Source organism: Pseudoalteromonas sp. MEBiC 03485, from assembly GCF_004195145.1.
In the GTDB taxonomy this organism is placed as follows: Bacteria; Pseudomonadota; Gammaproteobacteria; order Enterobacterales; family Alteromonadaceae; genus Pseudoalteromonas; species Pseudoalteromonas apostichopi.
Map to the genome: position 1 here is coordinate 74335 of NZ_SGBT01000002.1, position 17222 is coordinate 91556.

17 protein-coding genes are annotated in these 17222 nt (G+C 40.5%); 8 read left to right on the forward strand and 9 right to left on the reverse strand.

The genetic code is table 11. The annotated features are described in order from the left end of the window. Positions 1 to 163: 163 nt before the first annotated feature. Positions 164 to 1723, forward strand: a complete 1560-nt coding sequence (locus EVU92_RS17195) for a methyl-accepting chemotaxis protein (RefSeq protein ID WP_130052392.1) — start codon at positions 164 to 166, stop codon at positions 1721 to 1723. A 19-nt stretch (positions 1724 to 1742) separates the two neighbouring features. Here the strand turns inward: EVU92_RS17195 and EVU92_RS17200 are convergent, their stop codons facing one another. From EVU92_RS17200 to EVU92_RS17220, 5 genes are all read right to left on the reverse strand, one after another. Beyond that, positions 1743 to 2792, reverse strand: a complete 1050-nt coding sequence (locus EVU92_RS17200) for a patatin-like phospholipase family protein (protein ID WP_130052393.1) — start codon at positions 2790 to 2792, stop codon at positions 1743 to 1745. Between the two features lie 27 nt (positions 2793 to 2819). Next, the gene (locus EVU92_RS17205) at positions 2820 to 4229 is read right to left on the reverse strand and encodes an alanine/glycine:cation symporter family protein (protein WP_130052394.1); all 1410 of its coding nucleotides are present in this window, start codon (positions 4227 to 4229) and stop codon (positions 2820 to 2822) included. A gap of 121 nt (positions 4230 to 4350) precedes the next feature. Beyond that, a complete protein-coding gene (locus EVU92_RS17210) occupies positions 4351 to 5307 on the reverse strand; it encodes a patatin family protein (RefSeq protein ID WP_130052395.1) in 957 nt (318 codons plus the stop codon). Positions 5308 to 5489: 182 nt separating this feature from the next. Beyond that, on the reverse strand, positions 5490 to 6485 hold the full coding sequence (locus tag EVU92_RS17215; protein WP_130052396.1) for an LLM class flavin-dependent oxidoreductase: 996 nt from the start codon (positions 6483 to 6485) through the stop codon (positions 5490 to 5492). Between the two features lie 67 nt (positions 6486 to 6552). Next, the gene (locus EVU92_RS17220; RefSeq protein WP_130052397.1) at positions 6553 to 7326 is read right to left on the reverse strand and encodes a siderophore-interacting protein; all 774 of its coding nucleotides are present in this window, start codon (positions 7324 to 7326) and stop codon (positions 6553 to 6555) included. A gap of 112 nt (positions 7327 to 7438) precedes the next feature. Here EVU92_RS17220 and EVU92_RS17225 point away from each other — a divergent pair, with 112 nt between their 5' ends. From EVU92_RS17225 to EVU92_RS17235, 3 genes are all read left to right on the forward strand, one after another. Further along, positions 7439 to 7873, forward strand: coding sequence for a MarR family transcriptional regulator (locus EVU92_RS17225; RefSeq protein WP_130052398.1), 435 nt, complete (start codon positions 7439 to 7441; stop codon positions 7871 to 7873). A 63-nt stretch (positions 7874 to 7936) separates the two neighbouring features. Further along, positions 7937 to 8350 (forward strand): translesion error-prone DNA polymerase V autoproteolytic subunit, encoded by a 414-nt coding sequence (gene umuD, locus EVU92_RS17230; protein WP_130052399.1) that lies wholly within the window; start codon positions 7937 to 7939, stop codon positions 8348 to 8350. Continuing rightward, positions 8338 to 9594: a Y-family DNA polymerase gene (locus tag EVU92_RS17235; RefSeq protein WP_130052400.1), complete on the forward strand. Its 1257-nt coding sequence runs from the start codon at positions 8338 to 8340 to the stop codon at positions 9592 to 9594. The genes umuD and EVU92_RS17235 overlap by 13 nt, the downstream gene beginning before the upstream one ends. On the opposite strand, the gene ybaK is transcribed toward EVU92_RS17235, so the two are convergent. Further along, the gene (ybaK, locus tag EVU92_RS17240) at positions 9591 to 10052 is read right to left on the reverse strand and encodes a Cys-tRNA(Pro) deacylase (RefSeq protein ID WP_130052401.1); all 462 of its coding nucleotides are present in this window, start codon (positions 10050 to 10052) and stop codon (positions 9591 to 9593) included. The genes EVU92_RS17235 and ybaK overlap by 4 nt on opposite strands. 149 nt (positions 10053 to 10201) lie before the next feature. On the opposite strand from ybaK, the gene EVU92_RS17245 reads away from it, so the two are divergent. The 3 genes from EVU92_RS17245 (at position 10202) to EVU92_RS17255 (ending at position 11994) form a co-directional block, all read left to right on the forward strand. Continuing rightward, complete coding sequence (locus tag EVU92_RS17245; RefSeq protein ID WP_130052402.1) at positions 10202 to 10438, forward strand: hypothetical protein; 237 nt, start codon at positions 10202 to 10204, stop codon at positions 10436 to 10438. Between the two features lie 77 nt (positions 10439 to 10515). Continuing rightward, on the forward strand, positions 10516 to 10860 hold the full coding sequence (locus tag EVU92_RS17250; RefSeq protein ID WP_063703726.1) for a DUF3302 domain-containing protein: 345 nt from the start codon (positions 10516 to 10518) through the stop codon (positions 10858 to 10860). A gap of 3 nt (positions 10861 to 10863) precedes the next feature. Beyond that, positions 10864 to 11994 carry an HlyD family secretion protein gene (locus EVU92_RS17255; protein ID WP_130052403.1) on the forward strand — a complete coding sequence of 377 codons (1131 nt, stop codon included), beginning with the start codon at positions 10864 to 10866 and terminating at the stop codon, positions 11992 to 11994. 60 nt (positions 11995 to 12054) lie between these two features. Here EVU92_RS17255 and dnaJ read toward each other — a convergent pair whose 3' ends face one another. After that, positions 12055 to 13194 carry a molecular chaperone DnaJ gene (dnaJ, locus tag EVU92_RS17260; protein ID WP_130052404.1) on the reverse strand — a complete coding sequence of 380 codons (1140 nt, stop codon included), beginning with the start codon at positions 13192 to 13194 and terminating at the stop codon, positions 12055 to 12057. A 228-nt stretch (positions 13195 to 13422) separates the two neighbouring features. After that, positions 13423 to 15345 carry a molecular chaperone DnaK gene (gene dnaK, locus EVU92_RS17265; RefSeq protein ID WP_130052405.1) on the reverse strand — a complete coding sequence of 641 codons (1923 nt, stop codon included), beginning with the start codon at positions 15343 to 15345 and terminating at the stop codon, positions 13423 to 13425. 238 nt (positions 15346 to 15583) lie between these two features. On the opposite strand from dnaK, the gene EVU92_RS17270 reads away from it, so the two are divergent. Next, a complete protein-coding gene (locus tag EVU92_RS17270; protein ID WP_130052406.1) occupies positions 15584 to 16384 on the forward strand; it encodes a thioesterase family protein in 801 nt (266 codons plus the stop codon). On the opposite strand, the gene EVU92_RS17275 is transcribed toward EVU92_RS17270, so the two are convergent. Next, positions 16373 to 17149 (reverse strand): transporter substrate-binding domain-containing protein, encoded by a 777-nt coding sequence (locus EVU92_RS17275; RefSeq protein ID WP_239977856.1) that lies wholly within the window; start codon positions 17147 to 17149, stop codon positions 16373 to 16375. The two genes, EVU92_RS17270 and EVU92_RS17275, sit on opposite strands and share 12 nt — an antisense overlap. Positions 17150 to 17222 lie beyond the last annotated feature (73 nt).

Consider the following 17222-nt stretch of genomic DNA (forward strand, 5'->3'; position numbering starts at 1 on the left):
CATAAAACCGGAATTTTCCTAGTTTTTTTTCATGAATTTATCGCTAAATTGTTTATAAACATTAGTAGCTAATTTAGCACTAACTTTCTTTTTGATTTTAGGTTGTTTTGTTAAACGCTAATTTAACTTTCTGAAACCAAAGCTGTACTTGGATGATTTTGACGTGAAACATAGAATTAAAACCGATACCGAAGTTAAATTTTCTGAATCTGACATCCTATTATCGACTACAGATTTACAAAGCTTTATTACTTATGCCAATGATGAATTTTGTAAGATAGCTGGCTATACACTTGATGAAATGGAGGGTAAGCCTCATAACCTCGTTCGCCACTCAGACATGCCAAAACTTGCTTTTGCTGATTTATGGACACACCTTAAAAATGGTCAATCTTGGATGGGGCCCGTTAAAAATCGTTGTAAAAATGGTAATTACTATTGGGTGAATGCCTTTGTAACACCAATTAAAGATAAAAGTGGTCGTACTGTTGAGTTTCAATCTGTAAGAACCAAGCAAAGCGATGATGTTGTACAAAGAGCAACAGCGGAATACGCTAAAATAAACGATAATCAAAAATCCCATGCTACTGCGGCAAAGTTCGATGCCACTCTTTACATAAGTGCCCTATTACTCATTAGTTTTTTAGGTTCGCTGGCTGGCGTATTTAGTTCTAGATTCGATATTTTTAACTGTTTACTTGTACTGCTCTTAGCATCAGCTAATGGGCTCATGTATTTTTGGCGTCAAAAATACTTAGCGCTGATCAGTAAAGCAAAACAAGTATACGATAATCCTTTAATGGCTTACCTCTATTCTGGTACCAATGATCTTTCTGGTTTTTTAAATCTTGCTTTAGAGATGCAACAAGCTAAATTAAAGGCTGTCGTTGGCCGTGTTAATGATGTGACCATGGGCGTTAATCAAAATGCTCAGCAGTGTGCAGAGTCCGGCCATAATGTTACTGAGCTTTTAAATAAACAAACGGATGAAGTTTCTCAAATTGTTGTCGCAACAGAACAAATGACCGCGTCTATTAATGAACTATCTTCAAGTACTAAAAAATCTAATCAAGCTGCCGAAAAGTCTAATCAAGCAACCGAAGAAGGCTCACTTGCGGTCAAGCAAACCATAAACTCAATCAGCGAGCTTGATAAAAAGCTTAAGACAGCTAGTAGCCAATTAGAAAACTTAATAGAAGGTAATCAACATATTGTGGCAATTTTATCTGAGATAAACGCTATTGCTGATCAAACTAATTTACTTGCCTTAAATGCGGCTATTGAAGCTGCCAGAGCGGGTGATCATGGCCGAGGTTTTGCGGTTGTTGCAGGTGAAGTACGTGCACTGGCCTCACGAACTCAACAATCAACAGAAGAGATAAACAATGTATTGAATCAACTTACTCATGCTTCAAAGGAAGCCCAAGTTGCCATGAAAGACGGGCTAAACTTGTCAGCTAAAAGTGTAGAGCTTGCACATCAAAGCGGTGATAGTTTGGACCACATAAAAGCACAATCAATAAAATTAAGTGAGCTCAATAGTATTATAGCTCATGCTATGAATGAGCAACTGACTGCGAGTCAGGTTATTGCTACAAACCTAACCGCAGCACAAGATTTTGCTCATAAATGTACTGAGCTTGGCCATACTTCACAGCAGTTATGCGAAGCGTTACTCAGTAAAGTTACTGAGCAGACTGCGCTGATTAATCAGTTTAAATAACGGCTATCAATGTTTTATTTTAATTGATAAGGTTTACTTTCGGTGTGTGCGTTTTAGTACACACTGCATCAAAAGCATCTGCTAGCCGTTCGGTTTCTTTGAATACCTGCTGCCAATATTTTATCCGTGTATCTGCATCAAGCTCAGTAAAATCCTTACGATCAGGGATTTTGCCATAGGGTAATGAAGCAACAAAGTCAGCTGATGGGGTGATCATCACCACCTTATCATAGTTACTTGAGGTTATACCGCGCTTTAAGCTTTTGTCAAACCACCCTGCTTTAGGGCTGCTATTAAAATGTGGATATAGAATAAGCCCATCATTATGTATATTTAAGTCAAAGTGATAATCGATGATACCACCATCGCGATACATACCAGGCGGTGTTCCTGTTATATTTTTAATGCCTTGCATTACTAATGGAATAGAGCCCGAAGCAAGTAAAGCATCCGGTAAGTTATCTTCGTTTAACTCTATAGTATGGGTATTAAAAGTATTGTTATCTGAAAATGATAACTTACTATCAGCAGGCTGAAACACATAACGCTCGTATTGCTTACTTAAAAAACGTCTATTCATTCTGTTTAGTAAGTAGCTTTTTGATAAACCCATTAATTGCATTACTTTGTTTTCTGATGCTGTAAATCCATTCGATTTTGCAACTATAAAGTGGGCTTTAAAAATTGGGTTATTAATAATTTCTTGAATGCCTTTTTCGGCAAACACATAGCGTAACAACTCTCGGGCTTTTGTTGTTATTTCTTCAGGCTTTGCTTTATTGGATGAATAACGTGTTTCAGAATATGACTTTGCTAATCTTGATATAGCAGCAACAGGATCGTTTTGTGCAAAACAGGCAGATCTAAACGCGCCAGCGCTTGACCCTAATAAGTTTAAAGGTGTGCTACGGTCTTTAAAAAATTCACCAAATAGATATTTATCCAGACCAAATAAAGTAAACCACTTTGGCCCGCCGCTTGCCCCTAAAAAGGTATTAAACAAATCTGCAGATAGGCCTTGCTCTTGAATAACTTTTGCAGCACTTGGCCCTGCGTAAATATCTATCATGGTTACTTTGCTCGTTATTGTTTTAGATTATTTGCGCCAAATTCCTTGCTCTGTTTGACCTTGAACCTGCACTTTTTCAGAATCAAAGCTCGGTTCTTGCCCTGCTTCACGTTGACTATGATAGTCTTTTGTCACAGATAAGATGGTTGGCGTTAAGCGTATAATAGCGATTACATTCACCACTGTCATTAAACCTAAAGCAATGTCTGCCAGATCCCACACTTGTTTAATAGTTGCTGAAGCTCCCCAAATCATCATTGATAAATATAAACAGGTGTAAATGCCACGGCCAAGTTTATTATCAAGCTTAAATAAATGTAGGTTACTTTCTGCATAGGCATAATTTGCAACCACAGAAGTAAACGCAAATAAACAAATCGCAGCCGCTACAAAGTAAATGCCACCAGCAGCCATATGCGCTGTCATTGCAGATTGAGTTAAGCGTATTCCTTCCATTTCGCCGCTTATATCAATATCAGCCAGTAGAATAATTACCGCAGTACAACTACACAATACAATGGTGTCAAAAAACACCCCAAGCATTTGAATATAGCCTTGAGTGACCGGATGATTCGGAACTGGCGATGCGCAGCCTGATGCATGCGGTACACTACCGGCGCCAGCTTCATTAGAGTATAGGCCACGCTGAATGCCATTTTTTATTGCTGCGCCCATAGCCCCGGCTCCAGCTTCTTGTAAGCCAAAGGCTGAAAGTAAGATATCTTCAATCATCTCGGGCACTTTACCAATATTAAGCAAGGTGATAATGATAGCGGCTAGCACAAATAAAATGCCCATTACTGGCACAATTCGCTCAGCAAAGCGGGCGATCGCTTTAAAACCACCTAAAATAATTGAGCCTGCTAGTATTGTGATCACAATACCTGAATACAATGTTGGAATTTCAAATGCGTAATTGAGAGCATCAGTAATTGTATTAGTCTGCATAGCACTGAACGTAAAGCCATACCCAAGAAACAAGCAAAAGGCAAAACTCACCGCAAGCGCCCTACTACCTAACCCTTGTTGAATATAATAAGCTGGCCCGCCCCTAAATTCGCCATTAGCATCTCTTACTTTGTACACTTGCCCAAGTACACTTTCGGCAAAGCCTGTGGCCATGCCCAAAATGGCAATCACCCACATCCAAAATATTGCTCCGCTGCCACCTAATGAAATAGCAACGGCAACCCCAGCAAGGTTACCAGTACCAACACGGGCTGAAAGACCAGTACATAAGGCTTGAAACGAGCTGATTGAGTTTTTATCTGTGCTGCTACTCGTCTTTAATAGGCTAAACATATGGCTAAATTTAACCAATTGAATCGCTTTAAGTCGCACCGAAAACCAGATTCCGGCAAACAGAAGAATATAGATAAGAATTTGGCCTTCTCCCCAGAGAAGACCATTGATTGTCGATACCAAAGTGTTAAACATGGCAAGCCTTTATTTTTCTTATAGAATAACAAATCACAAAAAGTGAATAGCTAACCACTTTAACTCTATTTACAAATATCTCAAGTAGGCAATGTGATTAATTAACCGAACTTACGCCCGACTAATTTAGCAGTTGTTGCTGTAAAAATTCACGACCCGCCGCTAATCCCAATTTGTGATCGTAGCGTAGATCATAGTCTGTACTACCAAGTAGCTTACTGCGTAGTTTATCGCCTGCAAAAATTTGCGTGATCCGCGCATCACTTGGAGGATTGGCAATAAAATCAAGTTCATCTTGATAAGCTTGTTCGTGCTGTACTAAATAATCGATTGTTTTAGGACAATAACCCGATACACGTACTATCGATTTTATCTTATTCATCCACTCTGACTGAACTTGAAAGTTTTCATCCACAGTGCGGATAACCACAATATCTCGGGCTCCCCGGTTATAGGCTTCTTTTACTGGTAATGGAGCTGCTAAACCACCATCTAGATACATATCATGAACTAAATCAGTATTAGAGCTCTGAATAATTGCATCGTTCGCAGCTTTAGTTGTCAGCCAAGGAGTTAAGTTAACCCCATCTTTATATAAAAACGGTAATGCGCTTGATGCTTTTAACAGTGCCAACCATTGCATATCTTCACCATTTGGGCTCAAGTAATAAGGTTTACGGTCAGCCGCATTAGTAGTTGTGATCAATAGTTCGCGATTGCCTAGGCTTTGCGTTGCTGTTTTAAAATCAAGGGCACGGTTTACTTCTTTGGTTTTATCAAAATACCAATCAAGATCGACAATGCTTTTACCAAACAGCCCACGGCCAAGTTGGAAAAAACGTTTATGACGAGAAAGCCCTCTGATCAAACGTTTTGCATAGCCTTTTTGACGCGCTAAATAACTCGTTAAATTTTGTGAGCCTGCCGATGTGCCAATGAATAAATCAAATGGATCGTAATTGTTTTCTAACCATGCATCGAGCACACCTGCTGTAAAAATCCCTCGTTGCCCACCACCCTCAGCGATTAATGCTGTTTTTGATTGGGGTTCTACTGCGGCAATTGTTTGAGATTTCACGGTGCACCTTCCTAGGGTAATAGTTTATAAATGTATTGTATAAAGTTAATTTCAATCCTTAAAACGGAATAATTAAATTGTTTCAATCTATAAAACCGTTTATTGCATGAGTGTCAGAGTCCAATTTATGCGTATAATAAATCGTTATACGCATCATGTTTTTCATCATTCGTTTGACTGTATTAGTTCATGATGTCTGCTAATATTTCTAACGCATGTTGTCTGTCACTCAAATCATACAGGTCATTAGTAAAAATAAACTCATCAACCTGTAGCGTCTGTTTAATCATACTCAGCTTATGCTTAACGCTCGCTTGATCACCAACGACAGAAAGTCCTAAAAAGTTTTCTACTTGCATTTTTTCTTGCGCTGTCCATAAACCATCCATGCTTTTTACAGGTTCTTTAAGCCAAAGCGGCTTACCACGCATAAGTGCTAAAATGCGCTGTTTCGCGGTTGTTGATAAAAATCGTGCTTGTTCATCTGTGTCAGCGGCTACAACAGGTAAGCCCAGCATTACGTATGGCTTATCTAACACTTCGGATGGTTGAAACTCTCTGCGATATAATGCAATAGCATCTTCAACAAAACGCGGGGCAAAATGTCCTGCAAATGCATATGGTAAGCCTTTTTTAGCAGCTAATTGTGCACTATAAAGGCTTGAGCCAAGTAACCAGATAGGCACATTCGTGTCTTCACCTGGGATTGCACGTACTGGTGAATCACCTTTGTATGGGCCAAGCAAACCTTGAAGCTCAGTTACTTCATCATTAAAGTGTTCAGCGCGTTGTTCGTCTCGGCGCAAGGCACGGCTGGTAATTGGGTCGCTGCCTGGAGCACGGCCAAGCCCTAAATCAATTCGACCGGGATATAAACTTTCAAGAGTACCAAATTGTTCAGCAACCACCAGCGGTGGATGATTAGGTAACATCACCCCACCCGCACCTACGCGAATATTCTGGGTTTTACCTGCTATGTGACCAATCAGTACTGAGGTTGCAGCGCAAACAATACCGCGCATATTATGGTGCTCTGCCATCCAAAACCGATTAAAGCCAAGTCTGTCAGCTGTTTGTGCATAAGTAACGCTATTAGCTAATGTTTGCGAAACTGTTTCGTGCTCTTTCATTGGGCTCAACTCAAGCAATGAAAAAGGCGTGTTGGTAAGGTCAGACATTCGCTCTCCAAAATTAAACTCATTATATTTAGTAAATGAGAGCGAACGACTATTTTTCAAATGCTAATTAAGCACGACTTTGTTGCTGTTTTTCCACCTTTAGGCCATCGGCATCAATACCTCGCTTCCAATATGCTGATGCAACAATATGCTCATGGTCAACAGCAAAGCGGTTTGTTATTAAGCGGCGCACAGATTTTACTAAGCTTGCTTCCAATGCCATAAATACCATAGGTTGTGTGTTATATCCTGCACAAAATCGTATTACTTGATCGAGTAGTTCTGTTTCAGGCTTTTTTGTAACTAGCCATTTAATGCTGTGCTGAGTGTTAGCTTTAATTTGCTCAAGCTCGATGATATCGGCTTTATCTGCAACGTGAATAATGACATCAACAATTGCGTCTTTCGGTAATACTTGTAAATAGCCATTTATTGCATTCACTGAAGTTAAATCAGCCAACATTAGATAATGTGTTTGAGTTAAGTCGGTGAGTTTTTTAGGCCCAGGTCCTGCAATACCTACCTCGTCGCCTACTACCGCATTTTGTGCCCAGTTGCTTGCCACGCCTATGTGCTGGTTAACTACAAAGTCGAGGGTAATTGCACCGTTAACAGGATGAATATTGCGAATAGTATAAGAGCGCATTAATGCAGGACGCTTAGCTTGTAGATCAAGTTCAACCTTAGATTCACCCGAGTGAGGTAGCAGTACTTTTACGTACGCACCTTTTGCGTCTTGCGGGAAATCGGCAAACTCATCTGATCCAACGACAATTCTTTGTAGATGCGGGGAAATACGCGTAGTACTTAATACAGTTGCACGACGAACTTTTCTAGCCATGTTGGTCTCCTAGCTGGTTAAATTGCACAACGCCCCAATAGTTGATATAGTCAACTATACGCTTTTAGTTGATTATGTCAACTAATACCAACTAGCATAATTTAGGTAAGCCATGTCACAAACTTCTCTTTCTTCTGCTTTATTTACACTGGCACAAAGTTATCGTGTCACTGTACGAGAAGCAATTAACGCAAACGAGCTTGGTCTTAACGCTCTGCATGTACGCTGCTTACATATTATTGCCCAAACACAGCACTGTACCGCGAATGATATTGTTGCCAAAACAGGCCGTGATAAAGCACAAATAGCACGCTTAGTAAAAGAGCTTATAAAGCTTGAACTGGTCTATAAATGTGCCGACGAAAATGACAAGCGCTGTTTAATTTTATCGTTTACTGATCAAGGTAACGCCCTGTTCTCGCGCTTAGAAGTTGCAGAGCAAGAGGTCGATGCCAAACTTTGCCAAGGTTTAACTGATGAACAAGTACGTAATTTTATCGCTATTGCCACAACCATGATCGAAAATATCAATAACAACACCCCGTGATCTTATTGGCAAGATAACCACAAACCACTATACTGTGAAAATATACAGTACAGTGGTTTTGTTATGCGTGTTATTCCTATTTATATCGAAGCTGGCGTGTGTGGTTTTGAATCACCGGCAGCACAATACAAAGAGCTAGGCTTATCATTAGATCAGCTATTGATTAAGCACCCTGATGCAACATTTATTGGTATTGCTTCTGGCGAATCAATGCAAGGTGTGGGGATTTTTGATGGCGACTTATTACTGGTTGATCGCGCCGAAGACGTTAAAAATGGCGATGTAATTGTGGCAAATCTAAATGGTTTATTTGTCTGTAAACTGTTAGATAAACACAATGCACAGTTATTATCAGCATCGCCCAAATACCCTGCAGTGCAACTACGTCAATCTGATGAATTTCAACTAGAAGGCGTGGTCACTCGCTCTATTCGCTTACATCGCAGTAGTAAAGAGTTATTATCATGTACGCCTTAGTCGATGCCGTAGCTTTTTATGCCAGCGCAGAAAAAGTGTTTGATCCAGCAATTCGCAGTAAACCTGTCGTTGTACTGACCAATAACGATGGCTGTATTTGTGCCGTGTGTCCAATCGCACGAAAGCTGGCTATTCCAAAGTTTCAGCCTTATTTTCAAGTAAAGAAAATACTCGAAGATAACCAAGTAGTGATCCGCTCATCTAACTATGAGCTGTACGCCGATTTAAGCGAGCGGATGATGAATGTAATTGGCCGCTTTTGCGATAACCAACATATATACTCTATAGATGAGTCATTTTTAAACTTTACAGGTTTCACCAGCTTTGTTCACGATTGGCATAGTTATGGCCATGATATTCGTCGTACCGTGTGGCGCGAAACAAAGCTGCCAGTCGGTGTTGGATTTGGCCCAACAGCAACCCTTGCTAAGGCGGCTAATCATGCAGCGAAAAAGCTACCCGGCTTTGATGGCGTTGCAGTGATTGATTCGGAACCTTCACGGTTAGCCATTTTAAAAGCGATGGATGTACAAGATGTATGGGGAGTTGGCAGACGCTTAGCTAAAAAGCTTAAAGCAATAAATATAAATACGGCTTTTGATTTAGCTGAGCAAGAGCCACGAAAAATGAAACGTTTATTCAGTATAGTCCTAGAGCGAACAGTGAACGAGTTACGTGGTAAAAGTTGTTTAGCGTGGGATGAAGTGCGCCAAGACAAAAAAGAGATTTTCTCGACCCGCAGTTTTGGGGAACGTATCACTGATGCCACAGCGCTAAAAACTGCACTGATCAATCACGGCACTATTGTGGCAAGAAAGCTGCGTACGCAAGGCTCACAAACTAAACGCTTATTACTGTTTGTCGCCAGCTCGCCTCATCAAGACGACTATTATAAAAAATCTTATATTTATGAGTTCAGTGTCGCCACAGCTGATAGCTGCGTGTTTGCGAATGCCATCAGCGAGATATTTAAACACCTCTATAAGCCTGGTGTGCAATTTTACAAATGTGGTGTGGGTGCACTTGAGTTATCAAGTCAAATGTTTCAGCAACCAGATTTATTTCAAGCACCTATAGATAACCCTAAACTGATGCAGTGCCTTGATAACATCAATGCTCGTTATGGGGTTGGTACGCTTGCGATAGCCAGCCAAACACCCACAACTCGTTGGCATATGAAGCGTGAGTATCTATCGCCTCACTACACAACCCGGTGGCATAACCTACCAAAAATACATTGCTAAAAATTAGCAAATTTAGCATTAAGTAAACTGCAAAGATCCTGCGGAGACAGGGCAATTTCTAAACCACGTTTACCAGCCGACACATACATAACATCAAATTCTTTTGCAGATTCATGAACATAGGTCACAAGACGTTTTTTCTGACCAAGTGGGCTTACACCACCTAAAATATAACCAGTCGTATTTTCGACTTTCTGTTGTGGAGCCATTTGCACTTTTTTAACGCACGCAGCCTTTGCCAACATTTTCAAATTAACTTGCTGACTAACAGGGACAATAGCAACTAAGAGTTGATGTTCTGTATCTTCGAGTACTAAGGTTTTAAATACTTGCTCAGCAGGAAGATTCAATTTTTCAACCGCTTCAAGGCCAAACTGTTGTTGTGAAGGCTCATGCTGATAGCTGAGCACATCAAAACTAATGCCTTTCTTTTTTAATAAGTTTATAGCCGGCGTCATTGATTTTCCTATAACTGATTAATTTTCTGTAACTTATAAAACATATCGTGAAAAAGGAACATAAGGCAATAGAAAAACGACTTCAAAAAGCACTTAATGGCTCTAATTGAACTACACTTGAATAATGAATCCTGGGCAAGGTAACAAGTATGTCTAGACGCACAGGGCTGTATCTAGCCAAGCAATTATTCATCATACTCACCCTTTTGTATGCAGTTAATTTTGTGTGCAACGAATACCTCGCATGGAATGCCTACATGAATTGTCAAAGCAAATGCCATACGCTTGGCTTAGAAAAAGGTAAAATACAAAGCACAACATTTTCAGAAGATGTGACTTTATGTCGCTGTCTTGCCGATACAGACTACTACGTTGTGCTTAACTAAATCTGAAAATACCGACTAGGAATTAGATAAATTTCACGTATTATTAAATTGATTATAAGTTAAACAAAGGAAAGTACATGTTTTTAGACTACTTTGCGCTAGTCATGCTCGTGTTTGTGACGGTTGTAATATTTTATGGTGTAATCGCTATCCACGATATTCCCTACGAAATTGCGAAAAAACGTAATCACCCTCATCAAGATGCTATCCATTATGCAGGCTGGGTTAGCCTATTTACACTGCATGTATTGTGGCCATTTTTATGGGTTTGGGCCACATTATGGCGTGATGACCGCGGTTGGGGCTTCAACCAGATTCAAAAGGAACAAGAAGACTTAGCTGAGAAGGTGGCTAGTCTGACAGCCACAGTCGCAGCACTACAAGCACAGGTTAATGCTCAATCGAATAATAAAGAGAAATAAAATATGGATTTGTTATTAATACTCACATATACCGCATTGTGCATAGGCATATTTAAAGTTTTTAAGATCCCGCTTAATAAATGGACCGTACCCACAGCAGTACTCGGTGGTGTGGTGCTGATTGGCGCTTTAATTCTTTTAATGAACTATAACCACCCACATTCAAATATGGCTAGCAGTGCCTATGTCACAACGCCGATTGTGCCAAATGTACGTGGCACGGTAGAAGAAGTTGCAGTGAAGCCAAATCAGCCAGTTAAGAAAGGTGACTTACTATTTCGTCTAGACGACACCTTGTATCGAGCAAAACTAAATCAAGCAATTGCGGCTTTACAAGATGCAAAGCAGTCAGTTCTTGGTTTGGAAGCGGCCTATAAATCAGCGCAAGCAAGTGCTCTGATGGCTAAAGCTGAATATGACCGCAGCAAGAAAGAATACGAGCGCTATGAAAAAGGCGCAAAAAGCGGTGCTTACTCAAAAGGCCAAGTTGATAATAAATTAGGTGTATACTTAGCAGCAAAGGCAAGTTATGAAGCAGCACAAGCAGAAGAATTACGTCAGAAGCTGGCATTTGAATCAGAAATAAACGGCGAACAAACCAAAATCGCTGCTGCTCGCGCTAATTTAGAGCAAGCACAATTTAACTTAGATAGCACCCGCGTACATGCACCAACCGATGGCTATGTTACACAACTTACATTACGTCCTGGGATGATTGCGGTCCCTATGCCACTACGGCCGGTAATGACTTTTGTGCACAAAGAAGACACTGTTTATGTAGCTGCGTTTAGACAAAATTCGCTATTAAGACTTGAACCAGGCTATAAAGCTGATTTTATCTTTAAAGCAATTCCTGGTAAAACATTTGCGGGCGAAGTAATCGATGTGTTACCCGCTATTGGTGAGGGACAAGTACAAGCACAAGGCACACTTATGGGCAGTGAGTTTTTTGCCCGTCAAGGCCGCGCTATTGTCACCTTAAAAATTACAGATGATATGAGCCAGTACCATCTTCCACAAGGAACAAGCACTGAGGTAGCTGTTTATTCTGAACACTTCGAACATGTCTCAGTGATGCGTAAAGTGTTGATCAGAATGAAAAGTTGGCAAAACTACCTATTCTTAGATCACTAAAGTAGGCAATTACCAATAAAAAAAGGCGCTAATTAGCGCCTTCTTACTATCTAACTAAAGTTACTTAGTTAGGTCATCGAAGAATTTCTTTACACCGTCAAAGAAACCTTTTTCTTTTGGACGGTTTTTAGAACCATCTTTACCCATGCTTTGCTCAAGCTCTTCAAGTAACTCACGTTGACGTTCGTTTAAATTCACCGGTGTTTCAATAACTACTTTACAGATCAAATCACCTTGTGCGCCACTGCGAACCGACTTCACACCTTTGCCACGCATACGGAACATTTTGCCCGTTTGGCTTTCTGATGGAATCTTCAGCTTTGCGCGACCATCTAGTGTTGGCACTTCAATTTCGCCACCAAGTGCAGCTGTTGTGAAGCCAATAGGTACTTCACAATACAGGTTATTACCGTCACGTTGGAAAATAGGGTGTTCGCGCACAGACACTTGTACGTATAAATCACCTGCAGGCGCACCATGCATACCCGCTTCACCTTCGCCAGATAAACGAATACGATCACCGGTATCAACACCAGCTGGAATTTTCACTGATAAGGTCTTAGTTTTTTCTACACGACCTTGACCATGACAGCTGTCACAAGGATCAGAAATAATTTGACCCGTACCTTGACACGTAGGACAGGTTTGCTGAACCGCGAAGAAACCTTGGCGCATTTGTACTTGCCCTGCACCATGACAAGTAGTACACGTTTTTGGTTTAGAACCTGCTTTTGCACCACTGCCATCACACGGCTTACAGCTTACCCATGTTGGAACTTTAATCTCAACGTCTTTACCACGAACCGCTTCTTCAAGACTTAAATCCATATTGTAACGTAAGTCTGAACCACGTTGTTGACGAGATTGACGACGACCACCGCCGCCACCAAAGATATCTCCAAACACATCACCGAAAATATCGCCAAAATCACCCTGACCGCCGCCGAAGCCACCGCCATGGCCGCCGCCACCTTGTTCAAAGGCTGCATGGCCGTATTGGTCATACATCTGACGTTTTTGCGGATCAGTCAGTACTTCGTAGGCATCTTTTACTTCCTTAAATTTAGTTTCAAGGTCTTTATCGCCTGCTGTACGGTCTGGATGATATTTCATCGCTAAGCGCTTATACGCTTTTTTTATGTCTCGTTCGCTGGCATCTTTGCTCACGCCGAGAACTTCATAATAATCGCTTTTTGACATTTCTATCACACTACTCTTTTTACTGCAGCTACACTGCGTAAGATAAATCGATTCATACCAATCGTGTTAAGTTAAATCTAAGCAGATTGGTCTCTTATCAATTTACCGTTTATATACATGCAAAAGGCGCGTCAAGCGAAATCGCTGGCGCGCCTCAATCATTTCATCCTAACTTAATTGGCTAAACAAAGCAGCCATTATTGCGTTAGGCAGAAGCGAAACAAGCAATTACTTGTCGTCTTTCACTTCTTCGAACTCTGCATCAACAACATCGTCGTCTTGTTTTGCAGAAGATTGCTGTGCACCAGCATCCGCACCGCCTTGTTGCTGCTGTGCTTTAGCTTGTGCAATTTCCATTAGCTTTTGTGATTTTTCAGCTAGAGCTTGAGTTTTCGCTTCAATCTCTTCTTTGTTATCACTCTTAATCGAAGCTTCTAGCTCAGTAAGCGCAGCTTCAATTGCTTCTTTATCTTCTGCTGGTAATGCATCACCCGCTTCTTCGATTTGCTTGCGTGTGCCATGAACCATTGCATCTGCTTGGTTACGAGTCGCTACTAGCTCTTCGAATTTCTTATCTTCTTCAGCGTGCGCTTCAGCGTCACGAACCATTTTTTCTACTTCTTCATCGCTTAAACCTGAAGAAGCTTGGATTGTGATCTTCTGCTCTTTACCTGTATCTTTGTCTTTAGCCGATACATGTAAGATACCGTCCGCATCTACGTCGAATGTTACTTCGATTTGAGGTGTACCACGTTGTGCTGGGCGAATACCTTCTAGGTTAAATTGACCTAGAGATTTATTGTCGCTTGCACGCTTACGCTCACCTTGTAGTACGTGAATCGTTACCGCTGATTGATTGTCTTCAGCTGTTGAGAAAACTTGTGATTTCTTAGTAGGAATCGTCGTGTTTTTCTCAATTAATGCTGTCATTACTTGACCCATAGTCTCGATACCTAGTGATAACGGAGATACGTCAAGTAGTAGTACGTCTTTAACGTCACCAGCTAGAACACCACCTTGAATCGCTGCACCTACTGCAACTGCTTCATCTGGGTTAACATCTTTACGAGGTTCTTTACCAAAGAACTCAGCAACTGTTTTTTGTACTAAAGGCATACGTGTTTGACCACCAACAAGGATGATGTCATTTACGTCGCTTACTGATAAATCAGCATCAGCTAGTGCACGCTTAAGTGGCTCGATTGACTTAGTTACTAAGTCTTCAACAAGTGACTCAAGTTTTGCACGAGTAACTTTAACATTCATGTGCTTAGGACCAGTTGCGTCAGCAGTCACGTACGGTAAGTTAACTTCTGTTTGCTGTGCAGAAGAAAGTTCAATCTTCGCTTTTTCAGCAGCTTCTTTAACACGTTGCATTGCAAGTGGGTCATTTTTAAGATCGATGCCTTGATCTTTCTTAAACTCTTCAACTAAGTAGTTGATAACACGGTTATCAAAGTCTTCACCACCTAAGTGAGTGTCACCATTAGTTGCAAGAACTTCAAACGTGTGCTCACCTTCAACTTCGTCGATTTCGATGATAGAGATATCGAAAGTACCACCACCTAAGTCATATACTGCAACAACGTTTTCACCTTTGTTTTTGTCCATACCGTATGCAAGTGCAGCGGCTGTTGGCTCATTGATGATACGTTTAACTTCAAGACCTGCGATACGACCAGCATCTTTAGTAGCTTGACGTTGTGAGTCATTGAAGTATGCAGGAACTGTGATTACTGCCTCAGTAACCGCTTCACCTAGGAAGTCTTCTGCTGTTTTCTTCATTTTTTTCAGCACTTCTGCTGAAATTTGTGGTGCAGCACGTTTTTCGCCACGTGCTTCAACCCATGCATCACCGTTATCAGCTTTTACAATTTTAAAAGGCATGATACCGATATCGCGTTGTACTTCTTCGTCTTCAAAACGACGACCAATTAGACGCTTGATTGCAAATAATGTGTTAGTTGGGTTCGTTACTGCTTGGCGTTTTGCAGGTTGACCAACTAATGTTTCACCGTCTTGCGTATAAGCAATGATCGATGGTGTTGTGCGATCGCCTTCCGCGTTTTCAATAACACGTGCTTTATCACCGTCTAGTACTGCTACACAAGAGTTAGTAGTACCTAAATCGATTCCAATAATTCTACCCATGAATCTTCTCCAACTTCAAAATTCGTTAAAACGTTCGATGACTAGTAAATAGGGGTGCAGGAAACTGAATTCAACTGTAAAAATGAAAAAAATATACTTTTTTTTGAAATATTTTCTAAATGGACATTTTTTCCTCAAAAAAATAAGTTTTCAGATACATTCTTAAAATCAAACAAACTGGTCTGATGAGCTTAGCTATGCTATAAGAAAATAAGTATGATAAATAACAAGGAAAATTATGCATTTTGAACAATTGCTCGCAATGGCAACAGAGCTTGGTAAAGACAACACAAAAGTGATGCAGTTTCCAGAAAATTGGTGCCAAGGTAGAACTGCCTTTGGTGGCTTATCTGCAGCACTACTCTACCAAGCAATTCGTCAACATATTGATAGTTCTCGTAGGCTACTTTCATTAAGCACTAATTTTGTTGGACCGCTTCTTGCCGAAACTGACTTTACTATTGATGTCGACGTATTACGTGAAGGAAAGAATAGCGCTCAAGTACTAGCAAAAGTGATTCAGGGTGGTGAAGTCTGTGTAATAACTCAAGCCTGTTTTGGCGCACAACGACAATCAGGAGTTAAGGTTGATGTTACAAAAACAATGCAACTAACTCCTGTTAATGAGCAATTTGTTCTTCCATATTTAGAAGGGCAGATGCCAGCTTTCTTCCAACATATTTCCCTTTGCTTACAACAAGGCAATATGCCATTTACTAACTCAGATACGTCTCACTTAGGCGGTTGGATGAAATTTAAGCACATACCAGAACAGATGCAAGAGGCACATATAATCGCGTTAGCAGATGCATGGCCACCCACCCTGTTGCAAATGTATAAGCAACCAGCACCGGCGAGTAGCATGTCATGGTACATTGAATTTGTAGAAGAACCTGCCATTGCCCATAACGGGTGGCTTGGCTATGAAGCAATTACACATCATAGTAAAGATGGCTACGGTCTAGAAGATGGCTGTATTTGGAGTGAAGATGGCAAACTTATCGCTCTCAGTCGCCAGACCGTTGCGTTATTCGCGTAACTTAGAATTTAAAAGCTGGGCATATTCAGTTCCATCAAGGCGAATAATAGCTTGATATTCGCCTGACTCAATGATCTCATCAAGACCTAAATTAAAGACATTCTTTAACGTTTTACTATGAAAATACGCAGGTCTTGGTGCTTCTTTAAATATTGCATGCACAACAAACGGTTTTACTTCACCGCTTTGTTTGTATTTTTCAAAATAATACAAAAACACTCGACGCTCTAAAATAATAACATCAACCCAGCCTTTCATAAGGTGATCAACTTGTGCTTCTTGATTAACGACTTCTTCGTATGAGCGTAAAATATTGGTAACCGATTTAAATGGTGCTTCAATAAAATTGGTTGCGTTTTGAAACGCCAAAACACTCTTTCCCGCTAAATCATAAATACTGTTAATTTTTAACTCTTTATTAGCAAGGCTGACCGCTACATTTTGGTAGCGCAGCAGTTCGTCACTTTTATAGACTCGTGTCGTAAGTGCATCAGGAAAGTTAAGTACAATATCAACCTTACCATGCATTAGCTGTTGCTCAGCACGCTTATTCGACATGTAATGGATATCGATATTAGAAATACCTTGAGATTTCAAAGCCGCTTTTAGTATTTCGAGTTGGATTCCGCTGTTCGTGTCTTCAATAACATAAGGAGGTAAAGAGGAGCTTGCAGCAACAATAATTGGCTTTTGCGTATTTGGCTCTGATAAACACTCGCCTTTAACACTAACAAACAACATTAAAAGGATAAATAATTGCTTCACTGCTCACCTTAAAAATTAACTGTATTAAAAAGCGTAATCACTTTGTACAAATATTAGCTTATATTGAACAAAG

Excerpts from the sequence above, each read along its gene's own strand:
- EVU92_RS17200 (WP_130052393.1), bottom strand. The coding sequence starts at position 2,792 with ATGATAGATATTTACGCAGGGCCAAGTGCTGCAAAAGTTATTCAAGAG.
- EVU92_RS17205 (WP_130052394.1), bottom strand. The coding sequence starts at position 4,229 with ATGTTTAACACTTTGGTATCGACAATCAATGGTCTTCTCTGGGGAGAA.
- EVU92_RS17215 (WP_130052396.1), bottom strand. The coding sequence starts at position 6,485 with ATGTCTGACCTTACCAACACGCCTTTTTCATTGCTTGAGTTGAGCCCA.
- EVU92_RS17220 (WP_130052397.1), bottom strand. The coding sequence starts at position 7,326 with ATGGCTAGAAAAGTTCGTCGTGCAACTGTATTAAGTACTACGCGTATT.
- EVU92_RS17225 (WP_130052398.1), top strand. The coding sequence starts at position 7,439 with ATGTCACAAACTTCTCTTTCTTCTGCTTTATTTACACTGGCACAAAGT.
- umuD (WP_130052399.1), top strand. The coding sequence starts at position 7,937 with ATGCGTGTTATTCCTATTTATATCGAAGCTGGCGTGTGTGGTTTTGAA.
- EVU92_RS17235 (WP_130052400.1), top strand. The coding sequence starts at position 8,338 with ATGTACGCCTTAGTCGATGCCGTAGCTTTTTATGCCAGCGCAGAAAAA.
- ybaK (WP_130052401.1), bottom strand. The coding sequence starts at position 10,052 with ATGACGCCGGCTATAAACTTATTAAAAAAGAAAGGCATTAGTTTTGAT.
- EVU92_RS17245 (WP_130052402.1), top strand. The coding sequence starts at position 10,202 with ATGTCTAGACGCACAGGGCTGTATCTAGCCAAGCAATTATTCATCATA.
- EVU92_RS17250 (WP_063703726.1), top strand. The coding sequence starts at position 10,516 with ATGTTTTTAGACTACTTTGCGCTAGTCATGCTCGTGTTTGTGACGGTT.
- EVU92_RS17255 (WP_130052403.1), top strand. The coding sequence starts at position 10,864 with ATGGATTTGTTATTAATACTCACATATACCGCATTGTGCATAGGCATA.
- dnaJ (WP_130052404.1), bottom strand. The coding sequence starts at position 13,194 with ATGTCAAAAAGCGATTATTATGAAGTTCTCGGCGTGAGCAAAGATGCC.
- dnaK (WP_130052405.1), bottom strand. The coding sequence starts at position 15,345 with ATGGGTAGAATTATTGGAATCGATTTAGGTACTACTAACTCTTGTGTA.
- EVU92_RS17270 (WP_130052406.1), top strand. The coding sequence starts at position 15,584 with ATGCATTTTGAACAATTGCTCGCAATGGCAACAGAGCTTGGTAAAGAC.